This window comes from Allomuricauda sp. MMSF_3307 (assembly GCF_030733585.1).
In the GTDB taxonomy this organism is placed as follows: domain Bacteria; phylum Bacteroidota; class Bacteroidia; order Flavobacteriales; family Flavobacteriaceae; genus Flagellimonas.
This window is the reverse complement of sequence record NZ_JASHIQ010000003.1, coordinates 109452-126252: the sequence shown is the minus strand read 5'-3', so window position 1 is coordinate 126252 and position 16801 is coordinate 109452. Positions and strand designations below refer to the sequence as shown.

15 protein-coding genes are annotated in these 16801 nt (G+C 44.6%); 14 read left to right on the top strand and 1 reads right to left on the bottom strand.

The window, feature by feature from the left end:
- Positions 1-26: 26 nt before the first annotated feature.
- The 6 genes from RBB12_RS08960 to RBB12_RS08935 all read left to right on the top strand — a co-directional run bounded on the left by RBB12_RS08960 (position 27) and on the right by RBB12_RS08935 (position 5177).
- The gene (locus tag RBB12_RS08960; protein ID WP_306013725.1) at positions 27-1184 is read left to right on the top strand and encodes a homogentisate 1,2-dioxygenase; all 1158 of its coding nucleotides are present in this window, start codon (positions 27-29) and stop codon (positions 1182-1184) included.
- 100 nt (positions 1185-1284) lie between these two features.
- Complete coding sequence (fahA, locus tag RBB12_RS08955) at positions 1285-2505, top strand: fumarylacetoacetase (protein WP_306013726.1); 1221 nt, start codon at positions 1285-1287, stop codon at positions 2503-2505.
- 116 nt (positions 2506-2621) lie between these two features.
- Positions 2622-3491 (top strand): flavin reductase family protein, encoded by an 870-nt coding sequence (locus RBB12_RS08950; RefSeq protein WP_293287268.1) that lies wholly within the window; start codon positions 2622-2624, stop codon positions 3489-3491.
- Positions 3492-3552: 61 nt separating this feature from the next.
- Entirely contained in the window at positions 3553-3777 is a 225-nt protein-coding gene (locus RBB12_RS08945) for a type II toxin-antitoxin system ParD family antitoxin (protein ID WP_179383648.1), read from the top strand.
- Positions 3774-4076 carry a type II toxin-antitoxin system RelE/ParE family toxin gene (locus tag RBB12_RS08940; protein WP_293287270.1) on the top strand — a complete coding sequence of 101 codons (303 nt, stop codon included), beginning with the start codon at positions 3774-3776 and terminating at the stop codon, positions 4074-4076. The genes RBB12_RS08945 and RBB12_RS08940 overlap by 4 nt, the downstream gene beginning before the upstream one ends.
- Positions 4077-5177 (top strand): pyridoxal phosphate-dependent aminotransferase, encoded by a 1101-nt coding sequence (locus tag RBB12_RS08935; protein WP_306013727.1) that lies wholly within the window; start codon positions 4077-4079, stop codon positions 5175-5177.
- A 174-nt stretch (positions 5178-5351) separates the two neighbouring features.
- Here RBB12_RS08935 and RBB12_RS08930 read toward each other — a convergent pair whose 3' ends face one another.
- On the bottom strand, positions 5352-8003 hold the full coding sequence (locus tag RBB12_RS08930; protein WP_306013728.1) for a DUF5916 domain-containing protein: 2652 nt from the start codon (positions 8001-8003) through the stop codon (positions 5352-5354).
- 247 nt (positions 8004-8250) lie between these two features.
- On the opposite strand from RBB12_RS08930, the gene rplM reads away from it, so the two are divergent.
- The 8 genes from rplM (at position 8251) to asnS (ending at position 16776) form a co-directional block, all read left to right on the top strand.
- The gene (rplM, locus tag RBB12_RS08925; protein ID WP_293284166.1) at positions 8251-8706 is read left to right on the top strand and encodes a 50S ribosomal protein L13; all 456 of its coding nucleotides are present in this window, start codon (positions 8251-8253) and stop codon (positions 8704-8706) included.
- Positions 8706-9092, top strand: a complete 387-nt coding sequence (rpsI, locus tag RBB12_RS08920; protein ID WP_127142248.1) for a 30S ribosomal protein S9 — start codon at positions 8706-8708, stop codon at positions 9090-9092. The genes rplM and rpsI overlap by 1 nt, the downstream gene beginning before the upstream one ends.
- A 223-nt stretch (positions 9093-9315) precedes the next feature.
- On the top strand, positions 9316-10434 hold the full coding sequence (gene rpsB, locus RBB12_RS08915; protein ID WP_179383643.1) for a 30S ribosomal protein S2: 1119 nt from the start codon (positions 9316-9318) through the stop codon (positions 10432-10434).
- Between the two features lie 81 nt (positions 10435-10515).
- Entirely contained in the window at positions 10516-11340 is an 825-nt protein-coding gene (gene tsf, locus RBB12_RS08910; protein WP_179383642.1) for a translation elongation factor Ts, read from the top strand.
- A gap of 132 nt (positions 11341-11472) precedes the next feature.
- A complete protein-coding gene (pyrH, locus tag RBB12_RS08905) occupies positions 11473-12180 on the top strand; it encodes a UMP kinase (RefSeq protein WP_179383641.1) in 708 nt (235 codons plus the stop codon).
- 42 nt (positions 12181-12222) lie between these two features.
- The gene (gene frr, locus RBB12_RS08900; protein ID WP_306013730.1) at positions 12223-12777 is read left to right on the top strand and encodes a ribosome recycling factor; all 555 of its coding nucleotides are present in this window, start codon (positions 12223-12225) and stop codon (positions 12775-12777) included.
- 75 nt (positions 12778-12852) lie between these two features.
- A complete protein-coding gene (locus RBB12_RS08895) occupies positions 12853-15252 on the top strand; it encodes an RND family transporter (RefSeq protein ID WP_306013731.1) in 2400 nt (799 codons plus the stop codon).
- A gap of 90 nt (positions 15253-15342) precedes the next feature.
- Positions 15343-16776, top strand: coding sequence for an asparagine--tRNA ligase (gene asnS / locus RBB12_RS08890; RefSeq protein ID WP_306013732.1), 1434 nt, complete (start codon positions 15343-15345; stop codon positions 16774-16776).
- Positions 16777-16801: the final 25 nt, after the last annotated feature.

Genomic DNA, 16801 nt, shown 5'->3' with positions numbered 1-16801 from the left:
TAACTTTAAACTCAAATTCGAGAAAAATGCCTATTTATCATAAACTCGGGAAAATTCCGCAAAAGCGGCACACCCAATTCGAGAAACCCGAAGGCGGCCTATATTATGAGCAGCTTTTTGGGACTATCGGTTTTGATGGGATGTCCTCCCTTTCCTATCACATCCACAGACCTACGCAGGTTAAGGAAATCGGAAAAGCTATGGACGCCAGTCCCAAAATTGCCGTGGAAAAGAACATCACCAGCCGAAAGTTCATCGGTTTTGATGTAGCGCCCAAAGATGACTTTTTGGAGGCGCGCGAACCTCTTTTGGTGAACAATGACGTTCATGTGGGCTTGGCAGCACCCAGAAAATCGGTGACCGACTACTTTTACAAAAATGCCGATGCTGACGAAATGCTCTTTATCCACAAAGGCTCGGGAACCTTGAAAACCTTTTTGGGAAACATTCCTTTCGAATATGGGGACTACCTCATCATTCCACGAGGGATGATTTACCAGATAGAGTTTGATACTGAGGATAACCGCATTTTATTTGCGGAATCCTTTCACCCCATTTACACACCAAAACGCTATCGAAATTGGTTTGGACAATTATTGGAGCACTCCCCTTTCTGTGAGCGCGACTACAAATTGCCACAGGACCTCGAGACCTTTGATGAAAAAGGAGAATTTTTGATGAAAATCAAAAAACAGGGCATGTTGCACCAACTGGTCTATGCTACGCATCCATTTGATGTGGTGGGATGGGACGGTTACAACTTCCCTTACGGATTCTCCATCCATAATTTTGAACCGATTACGGGACGCGTTCATCAACCGCCACCTGTACACCAAACGTTTGAAACAGGCGCATTTGTGGTCTGTTCGTTCTGCCCAAGGCTATACGATTATCATCCAAAATCCATTCCAGCGCCCTACAACCACTCCAATATAGATTCGGACGAAGTGCTGTATTATGTTGATGGTGACTTTATGAGCCGGACGGGTATTGGACCAGGATATATTTCCCTGCACCCTGCGGGTATTCCACACGGACCACACCCCGGCACCTACGAGGCAAGTATTGGCAAAAAAGGTACGGAGGAACTGGCAGTGATGATAGACACCTTCAAACCCTTGCAGGTTACGGAGAACGCCCTTAAAATCGATGATGGCAAGTACTATAAATCGTGGTTGGAGTAACATAAATTCATTAAGGCCTTCTGTCATTTCGAGCGCAGTCGAGAAAAGAAGGCCTAAGTATTGCTCTCAACTGCGCTCGAGCTGACATATTTACCCTCAGATGATTATAGATATACCCGAAAATTCAGACTTTTCGATTCACAATATCCCCTTTGGGATTTTTTCCACCCAAGACCGAAGCCCTCGCATCGGTGTGGCCATAGGAGAGCATATTTTGGATTTGGCCGCCGTGGCCGAACTGGATGTATTTGACTTCAACACCGCATTGTTGGAAAAGGACACCCTGAACGATTTTATTTCCCTCGGGAAAGAAATCACCACCCGTGTCCGTAAAAATATCCAGCATTGGCTCAAGGATGACAACTCTGTTTTGGCCGGAAGGCCCGAACTCTTTGTGAAGCAGTCCGAAGCCCAGATGCACATGCCTGTAGCGGTTGGGGATTATACCGATTTTTATTCTAGCTTGGAGCATGCCACCAATGTGGGGAAAATGTTCCGCGACCCTGAGAATGCCCTTTTGCCCAATTGGAAGCATATTCCCGTGGGTTACCATGGCAGGGCCAGCTCCATTATTGTGAGCGGACAACCCATTCATCGTCCCAAAGGACAGACCATGCCCAACGGAGCAGATTCGCCCGTGTTTGGACCTACCAAACGCTTGGATTTTGAACTGGAAATGGGATTTATCTGCGGAAAAGAGACAAAGCTTGGTGAATCCGTTTCCACCGCAAATGCGGAGGATTATATCTTCGGACTGGTGCTGTTCAACGACTGGTCGGCACGTGATATCCAAAAATGGGAATATGTACCGCTAGGGCCTTTTTTGGCCAAGAACTTCGCTTCATCCATTTCACCTTGGGTAGTGACATTGGAAGCTTTGGAACCTTTCAAGTTGGCAGGGCCCAAACAAGAACCTGAAGTATTGCCCTATCTTACATATGAGGGCAAAAAGAATTACGACATCCACCTAGAAGTGGGCATCACACCGGAGCAGGGCGAAGAAACCACGGTTTGCCAAAGCAATTTCAAACATATGTACTGGAACATGGCCCAACAATTGGCGCATCATACCGTAAATGGGTGCAACATCAATATCGGGGATATGATGGCCTCGGGGACCATCTCCGGTAAAGAGAAAAACAGTTTCGGTTCCATGCTCGAATTGTCGTGGGGAGGCACCCAACCCATCCAACTAAAAGACGGAAGCGAACGTAAATTTATTGAAGATGGCGACACAGTGACCATGCGAGGTTACGCCCAAAATGGCGATATTCGATTCGGATTTGGCGAAGTTTCTGCCAAAGTGTTACCTGCGAAATAAGTTTGGTGGCCGAGCGGAGTCAGAGCCACTGAATGGTGACTTTGACTATGCTCAGTCTCCTAGATATAAAATGAATTGAGATTTCCGCCTTCGCGGAAATGATAGAAAACGAAAATATGATCAAAACCTTAGACCCAACTACCATACCCCAACCGGAACTGTACACTATTTTGTCCACCGCAGTGGCACCAAGGCCGATTTGCTTTGCCAGTACCGTGGATGCCAAAGGTAACGTCAATCTGAGCCCGTACAGTTTTTTTAACGTCTTTAGTTCCAATCCGCCAGTGATGGTGTTTTCGCCAACGCGAAGCGGTAGGGACAATTCCTTAAAACATACGCACCAAAATGTGGTGGAAGTGCCGCAAGTGGTCATCAATGTGGTGAACCACAAAATGGCGGAGCAAATGTCGCTCTCCAGCACGGCCTACGACAAAGGGGTGAACGAATTCGTGAAAGCCGGCTTTACCGAAGTGCCCAGCGTGAAGGTAAAACCCCCGCGTGTGGGTGAGGCTCCCGTATCCTTTGAATGTACGGTTTTGGAAGTAGTGGAGATTGCACAAACCCCCGGAGCGGGAAATTTGATCATCGCTCAGGTGGATATGATCCATATCAACGATGAGTACTTAACGGATGATGTATTGGACACCGAAAAGTTGGATTTGGTAGGTCGTATGGGAGGTAATTGGTACATCAGGGCGATTAAAGAGTCCCTGTTCGAGATTCCAAAGCCTATCCGCAGTCAGGGTATAGGTGTTGATGCATTGCCCAAAGGGATTCGCGAAAGCGAAGTGCTTACGGGAAACAATTTAGGACGATTGGGGAATCTGGAAAGCATTCCATCCTCAGCGGATATTAAAAAAATTATTGAAAAGGAAGGTGTACAAAGCACCTCCAAAACCGAACTACATACCCTGGCCAAACAGCTTTTGGAAAAGGGCGATACGGAAAAGGCGATAGCTTATTTATTGTTTGCGGAAAACTTATGATGTCCATATTTGTCAATTTTGGACATAATCTGTAATATTGAGAGGACATAATAGGTGTATTATGAATATCAGTTTCACAAAAAAACAGGAAGAATATATTGCCCAACAGGTAGCAACAGGCGAATACCAGAATAATAGCGAAGTGATACGCGATGCCTTGCGCTTGCACAAAATCTACAGGGAAAAAGTGATTGATGACCTTAGAAGGGAAATCGAGAAAGGTTGGAACGGACCGGATAGTCCAAGAACGATGGAGGAAATTATTGCTTCAAAGAAGAAAGGGTGATTGACCGGTATGTATTATCGCAAGAAGCGGATAACGACATTGAAGCTATTTTCGCCTACGGGGAAACTAAATTTGGTTCCACACAAGCCATTTCATATTTGATCGGATTGAACGAGCACTTCGAAGCCATTGCACAGAACCCCGACATTGGGAAAGAAAGAGATGAAATTAAAAATGGCCTTTTCAGTTTTCCTTTCAACTCCCATATCATCTTCTATAGAAAAATGAAGAATAGGGTTCGTATCGTTCGGGTATTGTATGGAGGAAGGGATTTGAAAAATTTTTTAACCGATAGTTAAATGCAAAAAGACATTACATCGATTTTTAAGGCCCATTTGGTGCCCAAAGAAGTTTATAAAGGCGGAAAAAACATTCCACCATCGCATAAAAAAATTTATAAGTTGTCCTCCAACGAGAATCCTCTGGGGGCATCGCCCAAGGCCCTAGCTGCCATGAAAGCTGTATTGGACAAGGTCGATATTTACCCCGACCAAACCGATATTCGTTTGCGGGAAGCCTTGGTAAAAGATTTTGACGGCCAGTTGAGCGCCGACCAGTTTCTGTGCGGGAATAGCGGGTCGGAGGTTATTGATATTGTTCTCCGAGCTTTTATCAACGAAGGCGATGAAGTGATTTTTTCCAACCCCTGTTTTCTGCCCTACTCCGTCTTTTCAAGGTGGTACGGTGCCAAACAAGTAGACATACCGCTTCTATCCCCGAATTACGATTTGGATGTGGAAGGTATTTTGAACGCCATCACCCATAAGACCAAGATCATTTTCTTAACCAGTCCCAACAATCCTACGGGCACCTATATTCCAAAATCCGTTATGGACAATTTCATGGCGCGTGTTCCCAAGAATATTGTGGTTGTATTTGATGAGGTCTATCGCCATTTTGCGGATGCGGATGATTATGTCACAGCATTACCGTATGTATTGGAAGGTCATAATGTGATTGGACTGAACAGTTTTTCCAAAACCTATGGTTTGGCAGGGCAACGCATTGGGTATGGCTATACGACAGCCACTATTGCCAACTATGTTCGTTTGATTCACAAACCCTTTTTACTACCGTTGACTTCCATTGAGGCTGCGATTGGAGCCTTGAACGACAAGGAGTTCATTGACAAAACCGTAAAGACTGTTTTGGAAGGCAGGACATATATCGCCAAGGCATTTGACCAGCTCGGAATAAAATACTGGCCCAGTCAAGCCAACTTTTTTATCATTGACCCGCCACTTCCCGAGATGGAGTTTACGGATAAAATGATGGAAGAAGGCATTATGGTGCGCCCGGTTTCTCAATTTGGCGCTCCAGGCAAGGTAAGGATTACGGTAGGCGATGCAGAGGCGAACGCTGCTCTGGTAAAGGCACTTCAGAAAATCACAACATCCTAATTGTCATTCCTGCGAAGTCAGTTCGAGTTTTTTCCAAAGGAAAAAGTATCGAGAACTCTTGTTCTTAGGACTATTTTTATCTCACTTGAGTATAAAACACTTCTAGATACAATTTTGGCGTTGCCAAAACCACTCGAAGTGACAATTGGATTCCTACCTTCTCAGCAATGACACTTAAAGCACAAAACGATAGGTAGCCTTCAATAAGAATATGTTTTGTGGTTTTTGTCCAAAAATGTTATCCCCCAAACTGGAAAGCAGTCCATTGGTTGGGTCACCACTCCTAGACACATCCTGGGACCATACCAAGAATATTTCCGACCCCGGAATATACTCCCATCGAATGACCAAGTTGGAACGGAACTGCACAAAGGAAAAATCCGGGTCATCAAAACTGAAATCGGTAACACCATCCAAATCTTCATCGATGGCATAGGTACCATCGGCCAAACTGGTTTGTTCTGGAGTATATTGCACAAATCTATCCTCAAAAGTCTTGGCAACCGGGTCCGTGATATGCTTAAAATTGGAATAGCGTCCGCGAGAAATAAAAGGCTGTCCCCAATATTGGATGGTCAAATTGGGATTAATGGTATAGTTCAACCTAACGGACATGCTCAAAGTGCGTTGGTCAATTTCCCCATTCAGGTAGCGCGGCGAGCCATTGACATCATCAAAATTATTGATGAACTGCAACTGATCATTATTGATCTGTAAACTTGGAAATGCGGAAACCCGCAACGCATTTATGGGCTGGTACACAAAACCCCCTTCCATATAATAGGTCTTGATGGAGTTGTCCAAAGCTTTCCTTCCGTTGTGAAAAAAGGAAAATCGCATTTTTTTCCGGTTGTCGGTGTTGATGCTGTTCCAAAAACTCATCCAAGGGGATTGCCGAAGCCTTGGACCACCCCGTAGGGCGAAGTTCGAATATTGAATCGGTGCATAGTTGAAACCAATATTGGTATTCCAATTACCCTTCCAGTTTTGCCAACTATTGGTATTGAACTGCATATAATTATGATTCCCTTGAAAATCCCATGCCGACCAATGGTTGTAATTGATGCCCACCCGCCTAAAGGTGCTATCCGGTTTTAGGGTTTGGTATCCTATCCAGGTGTAGTGCCGAACATCGTCCGATTGGCGCTGAAAACCAATATCATTGAGCTCCAGTTCGGGCGAACGCCAAGTGGCCCCCGACTCGAACCGCCAATGGCCATTGCCAATCTTCCCTATCTGCACGTTTCCCCCTGTCCCTGTCAAAGATGTTCTGGTTGAATCGATAGCTACGTGGTCCGCCCCCACCCTTCCGAACAAATGCGTAATGGATTCTTGGGTATTGGTTATGGCCTCCTCACTCCCACGTACATGGCTCAGAGTGATGTTGCCTCCCACATACCAATCCCGATTGGCCCATTGGTGTTTAAAGTCAAGTCCGCCTGTGTAAGCGGCATCGTGTAAAAAATTGAGCTGTTCTGGTAAATTCTCCCTGTTCGTTGCCGTAAAAATACCGCCTATATAGGAGTTCCGTTCATTGAAATCCTTTTGAAGTCGCCCCACAAAATAATTGGTCAATGGCTCCACCATCTCTTTCCTGGTATCGCCGTTGCCATTGAGAATGGTTGCTGTTCGCTGGGCCGTTACGCTCTCAAGTACACCAATGGCCCAGCCGTCCTTGGTTTTTCCACTAAACTTGGCCGCTCCAATAATCGGGGTGTTATCCGGTTGATTTACAAATTCGCCGTCCGAGGTATTGGGATAGCCTTGAGGACTTCTACCAATCCTTCGGGAATAAAAGATATTATCTGAACCAAAGGTATTTCCTGCTTGTGATTGGGAAACACTGAAATCAAAAATGTTCTTGTTCTCCACAAAAAATGGCCGCCGTTCTTGAAAGAAAATCTGAAAACCATCCAACGCAATGGCCGACGGGTCGGCATCCACTTGTCCAAAATCTGGGTTTACCGTCAAATCCAAAGTAAGGTCATTGGTAATACCGATTTTGGCGTCCAGTCCTACCGTCAGGTTGTTTTCGCTCCCATCCCTAAACGGATTGTTTTCTTCTGCCTCGTAAGTTTCTGTATTCGTTACCGTGTAGGGCTGTATTTCCAGTTGCTTCTGGGGTTCGATGTTCTTTAGTCCATGGAGTTCGCCAAATTCGCTTACCCAACCGGGCTGGTCCACAGGTTTTCGCTGCCATAGTGAACGTTCTTCGTCCCTAAAAAAACGTCGGGTGGACTGAAACCCCCATACCTGCTCCTCGGCGCTGCCAAATTTCAACTGGCTCAACGGTATCCGCAGCTCTGCCGTCCAGCCTTCATCGTCCACATGGGATTTGGCATACCAGATGGGATTCCAACTGGAGTCCCAATTATTCCCGTTGTTGGAAATAAATTCGTCCCCCTTTACGCCAGCAGCTGTAATCGTAAAGGAAAATGCGGTGCGTTTATCGAAGTAACTGTCAATGTTGAATTCTACCCAATCGCCATCAAACCCATCCCTACGGGAAAGTCGTTTTACGATTTTGTCCGGTTCATCATCATAACAGCGCACACCTATATATAGGTTTTTGCTATCGTACAGTATTTTAAATTTGGTCTGATGACTGGGCGGTGTGTTTTCGTCGGGTTGCCATTCAATATAATCTCCTGCCCATTCTACAAGGTTCCAAGCCTCATCCTCTAGAACACCATTTATAGTTGGTGCGGCATATTCGCCCAAATCATGTGTCGTATATGTTTTTTTGACAACTACCTCGGTGGTATCCTGTGCTTGACTTTTGGAAATAAAAAGAAGGGTCGCGAAAGCGAGGACTGCATACTTCACTTGTTCGTTTTTTGATTAGGTTGATACGTTAAAGACCCACGAAATCAGGTAGAGTTACAGTATCACAGATTTTTAAGGTATTTTTAACATTTTGCGGAATTGACTTGTGGGCGGTATTTTTGCACTACCATTCAAATTGAAAAAAGTGGAAAAATATTCCCAATCAACCGTTTGTAATTCAATCTAATAATTGTACATTTGCAGCCCGTTATTCGGGAAAGGTTATTAAATCAATAATATTCGAGAAGTGGATACATTAAGTTATAAAACTATTTCCGCCAATAAATCTACTGTTGACAAACAATGGTTATTGGTTGATGCTGAAGGACAGACCTTGGGAAGATTGGCGTCTAAAGTAGCCAAAATACTTAGAGGGAAATACAAGACCAACTTTACCCCCCATGTGGATTGTGGAGATAATGTTATTGTTATCAACGCTGAGAAAATCGACATGACCGGTAACAAATGGGACGAGAAAGAATACCAAAGGTATACTGGGTACCCAGGTGGACAACGTTCCGCTTCCGCTAAAGACGTATTGGCCAAACACCCAGAGCGTATTATCGAAAGTTCCGTAAAAGGAATGCTTCCTAAAAACAAGTTGGGTGCGGACCTCTTCAGAAATCTTAAGGTGTATGCAGGAGCCGAGCACGGACAAGAAGCACAAAAACCAAAAGCTATAAACTTAAACGACTACAAATAATGGAAGTGGTTCATAAGATAGGTAGAAGAAAAACTGCTGTAGCCAGAGTATATGTTTCCGAAGGTTCTGGAAACATCACCATAAACAAGAGAGATCTTAACGATTACTTTACTACCGGCACATTGCAGTACAAAGTAAAGCAACCTTTTGCCCTAACGGAAACCGAAGGTAACTACGATGTAAAAGTAAACGTTTACGGAGGTGGTATCACAGGTCAGGCAGAAGCCGTACGTTTGGCTTTATCAAGAGCTATGTGCGAAATCGATGCGGAAAACAGAGGCATTCTTAAGCCAGAAGGTCTGTTGACAAGGGACCCAAGAATGGTGGAAAGAAAGAAATTCGGTCAGAAGAAAGCCCGTAAGAAATTCCAATTCTCCAAGCGTTAATATACATTGGGTCTCGTACCCAACTATATATAAGTTCATTGAAAACCCTGAAAGCGTACACATTTCAGGGTTAAATTTTTAACCAAGTTGTCGTTGTTCCAAAAGGGAATATACATTTCGACTTTTTGGAAACTAGTTTAGCATCTAAATGGGCTGGGCGAACAAATTATTGTGACCACCAGCGCATTGCTACTTACAACGGAACGTAAACTAAGTACAAAAAATGGCAAGTAAAATTGAAGTAAAAGACTTACTGGAAGCAGGTGTGCATTTTGGACACCTAACACGAAAGTGGAACCCCAACATGGCTCCCTACATCTACATGGAGCGTAACGGGATTCACGTTATCAATCTCTACAAAACAGCTGCAAAGCTTGAGGAAGCGAACGAAGCCCTTAAGAAAATTGCCGCTTCAGGAAGAAAAATCCTTTTTGTAGCTACCAAAAAACAAGCTAAGGACATTGTAGCGGACAAAGTATCCAAAGTGAACATGCCGTACATCACCGAAAGATGGCCCGGTGGTATGTTGACCAACTTTGTAACCATTCGTAAAGCTGTCAAAAAAATGGCTGCTATCGACCGCATGAAGAAAGATGGAACGTTCAACACCCTTTCCAAAAAAGAAAGATTACAAGTGGACCGTTTGCGTGCCAAGTTGGAGAAAAACTTGGGCTCCATTGCAGATATGACCCGTTTGCCAGGTGCCCTATTTATTGTGGACACCATGCGTGAGCACATCGCTGTTAAGGAAGCGCAAAAATTGAACATCCCGATTTTCGCCATGGTGGATACCAACTCCGACCCTCGTGACGTAGATTTCGCCATCCCATCCAACGACGATGCCGGTAAATCCATTGAAATTATCTTGGAGCACGTAACCAAAGCCGTTGCTGAAGGTTTGGAAGAGCGCAAAAACGATAAAGGAAGCGGAAAAGATAAGGAAGATGACACTACCGATGCGGTAGAGGAAACTCCAAAGAAAAAGGAAAAAGCTGCAGAAGAAAAGCCTGCTAAAAAAGCCGAGGCGGCAGCAACCAAAGAAGAGAAGCCTGCTGAGGAAAAGCCTGCCAAAAAAGAGGCTGAAGCCAAGCCAGAAGACCTTACCAAAATCGAAGGTATAGGACCTAAAGCTGCCGAGGCATTGGTTGCCAATGGCCTAAGCACTTATGCTGCACTAGCGGACACTGACGCTGAAAAAATCAAGGAAATCTTGACCGAAGCCAGTTCAACTTTAGCTCACTTGGACCCAACATCTTGGCCAAAACAAGCCAAAATGGCTGCCGAAGGCAACTGGGACGAACTAAAAGAATGGCAAGACAGCGTTAAAGGCGGAGTTGAATAAACCTGTTGATTTAACATTGTCCTAAACAAAAACACTTTCGTAGTGTTTTACTTTACATAAAATTTAAAAAAGAAAGAAAAAATGGCAAAGATTACTGCCGCAGAGGTAAATAAACTAAGACAAGCTACCGGAGCTGGAATGATGGATTGTAAAAAAGCTTTGGTCGAAGCTGATGGAGATTTTGACCAAGCCATCGAAATCCTAAGAAAGAAAGGTCAAAAAGTTGCAGCCAAAAGAGCTGACAGAGATTCATCTGAAGGTGCTGCCATCGCAAAAGTTAACGATGACAACACTCAGGGCGTGGTTATCTCCCTAAACTGTGAGACCGACTTTGTTGCCAAAAACGATAGCTTTGTAAAGCTTGCAACCGAATTGGCCGATTTGGCAATAGGTTTTGACAAAAAGGAAGACTTTCTAGCCGCTTCTTTCAATGGAATGACCGTTGCGGAAAAATTGACCGAGCAAACCGGTGTAATCGGTGAGAAGATCGAAATCGGAAGCTTTGAAAGATTGAGCGCTCCTTTCGTAGGGTCATACATCCACGCAGGGAACAAAATCGCTACTTTGGTTGGACTGTCCGCCAACGTTGACGGTGCTGCCGAAGCTGCCAAAGATGTGGCCATGCAAGCTGCCGCGATGAATCCTGTTGCATTGAACGAAGAAGGTGTGGACCAGTCCATCATCGACAAAGAAATCGAAATTGCAAAAGATCAATTGCGTCAAGAAGGCAAACCTGAGGAAATGTTGGACAAAATCGCCCAAGGAAAATTGAAGCGTTTCTTTAAAGACAATACTTTGGTGAACCAAGATTTCATAAAAGACAGCAAGCAAAGTGTTGCCCAGTATGTAAAATCAGTAGACTCCGCTTTGGAGGTAACTGGTTTCACAAGAGTGGCATTGGGTTAATTCACCACAAGCACAAATACACGAACCGCTTCCCAAAAAGAAGCGGTTTTTTTATGGCCAAACCAAACCTGCAATTCTTCCTATCCCATAAATAATTTTGATTATTTTTGTCCGGACTTCAAGAAACTCTAAATGCATTACAAAAGAATTTTATTAAAATTGAGCGGAGAAGCCCTCATGGGCGAACAACAATACGGTATAGACGCCAAACGATTGGACGAATATGCCGATGAAATAAAATCGGTAATCGAAAAAGGAGTTGAAGTCGCCATCGTAATCGGGGGAGGCAATATTTTTAGGGGTCTCGCCGGGGCGAGTCAAGGAATGGACAGGGTGCAAGGCGACCACATGGGGATGTTGGCCACCGTGATCAACGGCCTGGCCTTGCAGAGCGCACTCGAGCTCAAAGGTGTTCAGACCAGATTGCAATCCGCCATCAAAATCAACGAAGTGGCAGAGCCTTTTATCAGACGCAGGGCCATCCGCCATTTGGAGAAAGGACGTGTAGTGATTTTTGGAGGTGGAACAGGAAACCCTTACTTCACCACCGATTCTGCAGCCGTGCTACGTGCCATTGAAATCAAGGCAGATGTGATATTGAAGGGCACCCGTGTTGACGGGATTTACACCGCCGACCCAGAAAAAGACAAAGACGCCACAAAATTTGATTCCATTTCCTTTAATGAAGTACTTTCCAAAGGACTCAAGGTGATGGACACCACGGCATTTACCCTAAGCCAAGAAAACGAATTGCCCATTGTGGTCTTCGATATGAACACTAAAGGCAACCTGAACAAAATAGTATCTGGAGAAAATATAGGAACCGTGGTCAATGTGTAAACTGACACACAATTTGGTTTCATTTTTATAAATTTGATTGTTATGGACGAAGATGTAAAATTTATTCTGGACAGCACCAAAGAAAGCATGGAGGCCAGTATTGCCCACTTGCAAAAAGCATTGACCAAAATTAGGGCCGGTAAGGCAAGCCCCATGATGCTCTCTACCGTGATGGTGGATTATTATGGTTCGCAAACCCCACTTTCACAAGTATCCAACATCAATACCCCAGATGCACGTACCCTATCTGTGCAGCCATGGGAAAAAAAACTCTTGGGCGATATTGAGACTGCCATTATGAATGCCAATTTGGGCTTCAACCCAATGAACAACGGAGAAATGGTCATCATCAACGTACCACCACTCACCGAGGAACGCAGAAAACAATTGGTAAAACAAGCCAAGGCCGAAGCAGAGGATGCCAAGGTAAGTATCCGAAGTGCCAGACAGGAAGCCAATAAGGAACTGAAGGCATTAGATATCTCCGAGGACCTGTTGAGCAACGCAGAAGTTGACGTTCAGGAATTGACCAACACCTATAGTGATAAGGTCGATAACATCCTATCGTCAAAAGAAGCGGAAATCATGAAGGTATAAAACTTGGGTTTTGGTAGGGCCCATTCCTAGGAACACAACATATCATTTTCTACCTTTGCGCCCAACAAAACCCACATGGTAGCAAAGCTCACTAAAGGATTTTGGCCTAAGGTCGCAAGCATTATTCTCCGCAATAGGATTCTTATCCTGTTGGGGGTAGCAGGAGTAACCGTTTTTTTGGCCTTGCAATGGAAAAACATGCAGTTTTCCAATACCGAAGCCAACATACTTCCTGACGACCATCCCGCTACCATTCAATACAAGTCCTTTACCCAAATATTTGGCGAGGAGGGCAACGCCATTGTTTTGGCCATTCGGGATTCGGCTTTGTTCACACCGAAAAATTTTAATCGGTGGAACACGCTCAGCAAACAGCTGGACGCTTTCCCCGAAGTCGATTACGTGATTTCTTTGGAAAACCTAAAGGAGCTGGTGAAAGACTCGGAGACTCAAACCTTTGTGATGACCCCTCTGATCGAGTCGCCCCCAAAGACCAAGCAAGAAATCGACTCGCTTACCAATCACCTTTTCAACGAACTTCCTTTTTACAATAATCTGGTGTACAACCCTAAGAGTGGCACCATCCAAACGGTGGTGTATTTGGATAAGGATATCATGAACACCGCTGTACGGAACGAGTTTATCCTAAACGATCTGGGCGACCTCGTGGAGAATTTTGAACAAGAGACCCAGTTGGATGTCCGTGTTTCCGGTATGCCCTATATTCGAACATGGAACACCAAATCCATCGTGGACGAAATCGGTATTTTTATCGTTGGTGCTCTGTTGGTGACCTCTATCATCTTTTTCTTTTTCTTCCGAAGTTTCAGGGCCACATTTATATCCATGTGCGTAGTTATCATCGGGGTAATGTGGGCTTTTGGTATTTTAGGACTACTCAAATATGAGATTACCATCCTTACCGCCCTTATTCCCCCACTGATCATAGTCATCGGTATACCCAATTGTATTTTCCTCATCAACAAATACCAACAAGAGGTAAAAAAACACGGAAACCAAGCGCTTTCTTTGCAACGGGTAATTTCCAAAATCGGGAACGCCACGTTAATGACCAATATTACTACGGCCTCGGGTTTCGCCACCTTCATCATATTGGACAGCGACCTGCTCAAGGAATTTGGTATTGTGGCCTCCATCAACATTATTGGGATATTTATCCTTTCGTTGTTGATCATCCCCATCATTTACAGCTTTATGCCACTTCCAAAGACCAAGCATTTGAAGCACCTGAACAAAAAGTGGATGGACTTTTTTGTGAACTGGATGGAAAATATGGTGCGCAACCATCGTATTGCTGTTTACATCACCACCGTAGCGGTTTTGGTATTGAGCATTGTAGGTATCTATCAAATGCGCATTACAGGGAGTCGAATCGAGGACTTGCCCAAAAACAGTCATTTTTATAAGGACATCCAATTCTTTGAAGCGGAGTTTGATGGCATTATGCCCATGGAAATTGTGGTGGACACCAAACGAAAAAATGGAGTGGTAAAACCGGCTACCCTCAAACGCATGGACCGATTGGGTACCGTAATCGACGAGATACCAGAATTATCAAGACCTATTTCCATTGTTGATTTGGTAAAATATTCCAAGCAGGCATTTTATAACGGCATCCCAAAGTACTATCAACTGCCCACCAGCCAGGAAAACACCTTTATCATGAACGCTGTGCAAAAGTCATCCACAGGAGGCACGGACCTTTTGCAAAGTTTTGTGGACAGCACCGGACAAACCGCCCGTTTGACCACTTACATGCGCGATGTGAAGATTGACCGCATGGAAGAAATCGAAAAAGATGTACAGGAAGCTATCACCAAGCAATTTCCAGCGGATCGCTTTGACGTTTTCATGACAGGAAAGGCACTCCTGTTCCTAAAAGGAACAAAATACTTGGTAAAGAACCTGCTGCTTTCCTTGGCGCTGGCCATCGGTTTGATTTCCTTGTTCATGGCCTATCTGTTCCGGTCTTATAAAATGGTCATCATTTCGTTGGTGCCCAACCTTTTGCCCTTGGTTATCACTGCGGGAGTCATGGGTTATTTGGGAGTTCCCATCAAACCATCCACCATTTTGGTATTTAGTATCGCCTTTGGTATTTCGGTGGACGACACCATCCACTTTTTGGCAAAATATCGCCAAGAATTGGCTGCCAACCGTTGGCACATCAAACGTTCGGTGTATGCGGCCCTTCGCGAAACAGGAGTGAGTATGTTCTATACCTCAATCGTGCTTTTCTTCGGGTTCTCGGTATTCATTGTTTCCAGCTTTGGTGGAACCAAGGCCTTGGGAGGATTGGTGTCTGCAACCCTACTCTTCGCCATGTTGTCTAATTTGATCTTGTTGCCATCCTTATTGCTTTCTTTGGAAAGGAGCATTGCCAATAAACAAGTGCTCAAAAAACCACAAATCGATATTTTGCCCAAAGACGAGGACGGCCCCAAGGACAAATAGTAGCGGAAACTCCCATAAATTAGGCTGTTCCATTGCCATCATTTTTCATCAAAAACCTATCTTTACCGATTCAATAAAGATAGTTTTAGAATGATTTCTTATTCCATAAAAGAATTGCTGGAGAAGCAACCCGTAGGAGATTCCGTTGAAGTAAATGGATGGGTCAAAACATTTAGAAGCAACAGGTTCATTGCCTTGAATGATGGTTCCACCATTCACAATATGCAATGTGTGGTGGATTTTGAAAATTTGGACGAGGCTCTTTTAAAGCAAATTTCTACCGGAGCAGCACTAAAGGTCACTGGAACCTTGGAAGAAAGCCAAGGACGTGGACAGAGTGTTGAAATCCAAGTTACCGATATATTTGTGCACGGCACTGCCGACCCGGAGACCTACCCTATTCAACCCAAGAAGCATTCCTTGGAATTTTTAAGGGAAAAAGCACATCTCAGGGTGCGCACCAATACTTTTGCCGCAGTCATGCGCATACGTTCGGTGCTGTCTTTTGCTGTACACAGTTATTTTCAGCAAAATGGTTTTTACTATATGCACGCTCCTATCATCACTGGTTCCGATGCGGAGGGTGCCGGGGAAATGTTCAGGGTGACTACCTTGGATGAGAAGAATCCGCCTTTGAACAATGCCGGGGAGGTAGACTACACCGAGGACTTTTTTGGAAAGGAAACCAATTTGACCGTGTCCGGTCAGTTGGAAGCAGAGACCTATGCCATGGGATTGGGCAAAGTATACACCTTTGGCCCTACGTTTAGGGCAGAGAACTCCAACACATCCCGTCACTTGGCAGAATTTTGGATGATAGAACCCGAAATGGCTTTTTATGATCTGGATGCCAACATGGATTTGGCCGAAGATTTTATCAAATACATTCTTCAATACGTGTTGGACCATTGCCAAGATGACCTTGAGTTTCTTGAAAAACGATTGTTGGATGAGGAAAAGAGCAAACCCCAAAACGAACGCTCCGAAATGGCACTCATCGAAAAATTGAGGTTTGTGGTAGAAAACAATTTCAAAAGGGTATCCTACACGGAGGCTATTGAGATATTGAAAAACAGCAAACCCAACAAAAAGAAAAAATTCCAATTCCCTATCGAAGAGTGGGGTGCTGACCTACAAAGTGAGCACGAGCGCTTTTTGGTGGAAAAGCATTTTAAATGTCCCGTAATCCTGTTCGATTATCCGGCCAACATCAAAGCGTTTTACATGCGTCTAAACGACGATGGCAAAACGGTTCGAGCTATGGACGTACTTTTCCCGGGCATCGGCGAAATTGTGGGTGGTTCACAAAGGGAAGAGCGATTGGATGTGCTGGAGCAAAAAATCAAGGAACTGGACATTGACGCCAAGGAACTTTGGTGGTATTTGGACCTACGAAAATTCGGCACCGCAGTGCATAGTGGATTTGGCCTTGGGTTTGAGCGCATGGTGCAGTTCGCTACGGGAATGGGCAACATTCGAGATGTAATCCCCTACCCTAGGACACCGCAGAATGCGGAGTTTTAATTTGATTTTAGTATTTTAAAAGGTA

Coding starts and splice junctions, on each gene's coding strand:
- RBB12_RS08895 (WP_306013731.1), top strand. CDS start 12,853: ATGGTAGCAAAGCTCACTAAAGGATTTTGGCCTAAGGTCGCAAGCATT.
- fahA (WP_306013726.1), top strand. CDS start 1,285: ATGATTATAGATATACCCGAAAATTCAGACTTTTCGATTCACAATATC.
- asnS (WP_306013732.1), top strand. CDS start 15,343: ATGATTTCTTATTCCATAAAAGAATTGCTGGAGAAGCAACCCGTAGGA.
- RBB12_RS08935 (WP_306013727.1), top strand. CDS start 4,077: ATGCAAAAAGACATTACATCGATTTTTAAGGCCCATTTGGTGCCCAAA.
- RBB12_RS08950 (WP_293287268.1), top strand. CDS start 2,622: ATGATCAAAACCTTAGACCCAACTACCATACCCCAACCGGAACTGTAC.
- RBB12_RS08945 (WP_179383648.1), top strand. CDS start 3,553: ATGAATATCAGTTTCACAAAAAAACAGGAAGAATATATTGCCCAACAG.
- frr (WP_306013730.1), top strand. CDS start 12,223: ATGGACGAAGATGTAAAATTTATTCTGGACAGCACCAAAGAAAGCATG.
- rpsB (WP_179383643.1), top strand. CDS start 9,316: ATGGCAAGTAAAATTGAAGTAAAAGACTTACTGGAAGCAGGTGTGCAT.
- rpsI (WP_127142248.1), top strand. CDS start 8,706: ATGGAAGTGGTTCATAAGATAGGTAGAAGAAAAACTGCTGTAGCCAGA.
- tsf (WP_179383642.1), top strand. CDS start 10,516: ATGGCAAAGATTACTGCCGCAGAGGTAAATAAACTAAGACAAGCTACC.
- RBB12_RS08960 (WP_306013725.1), top strand. CDS start 27: ATGCCTATTTATCATAAACTCGGGAAAATTCCGCAAAAGCGGCACACC.
- pyrH (WP_179383641.1), top strand. CDS start 11,473: ATGCATTACAAAAGAATTTTATTAAAATTGAGCGGAGAAGCCCTCATG.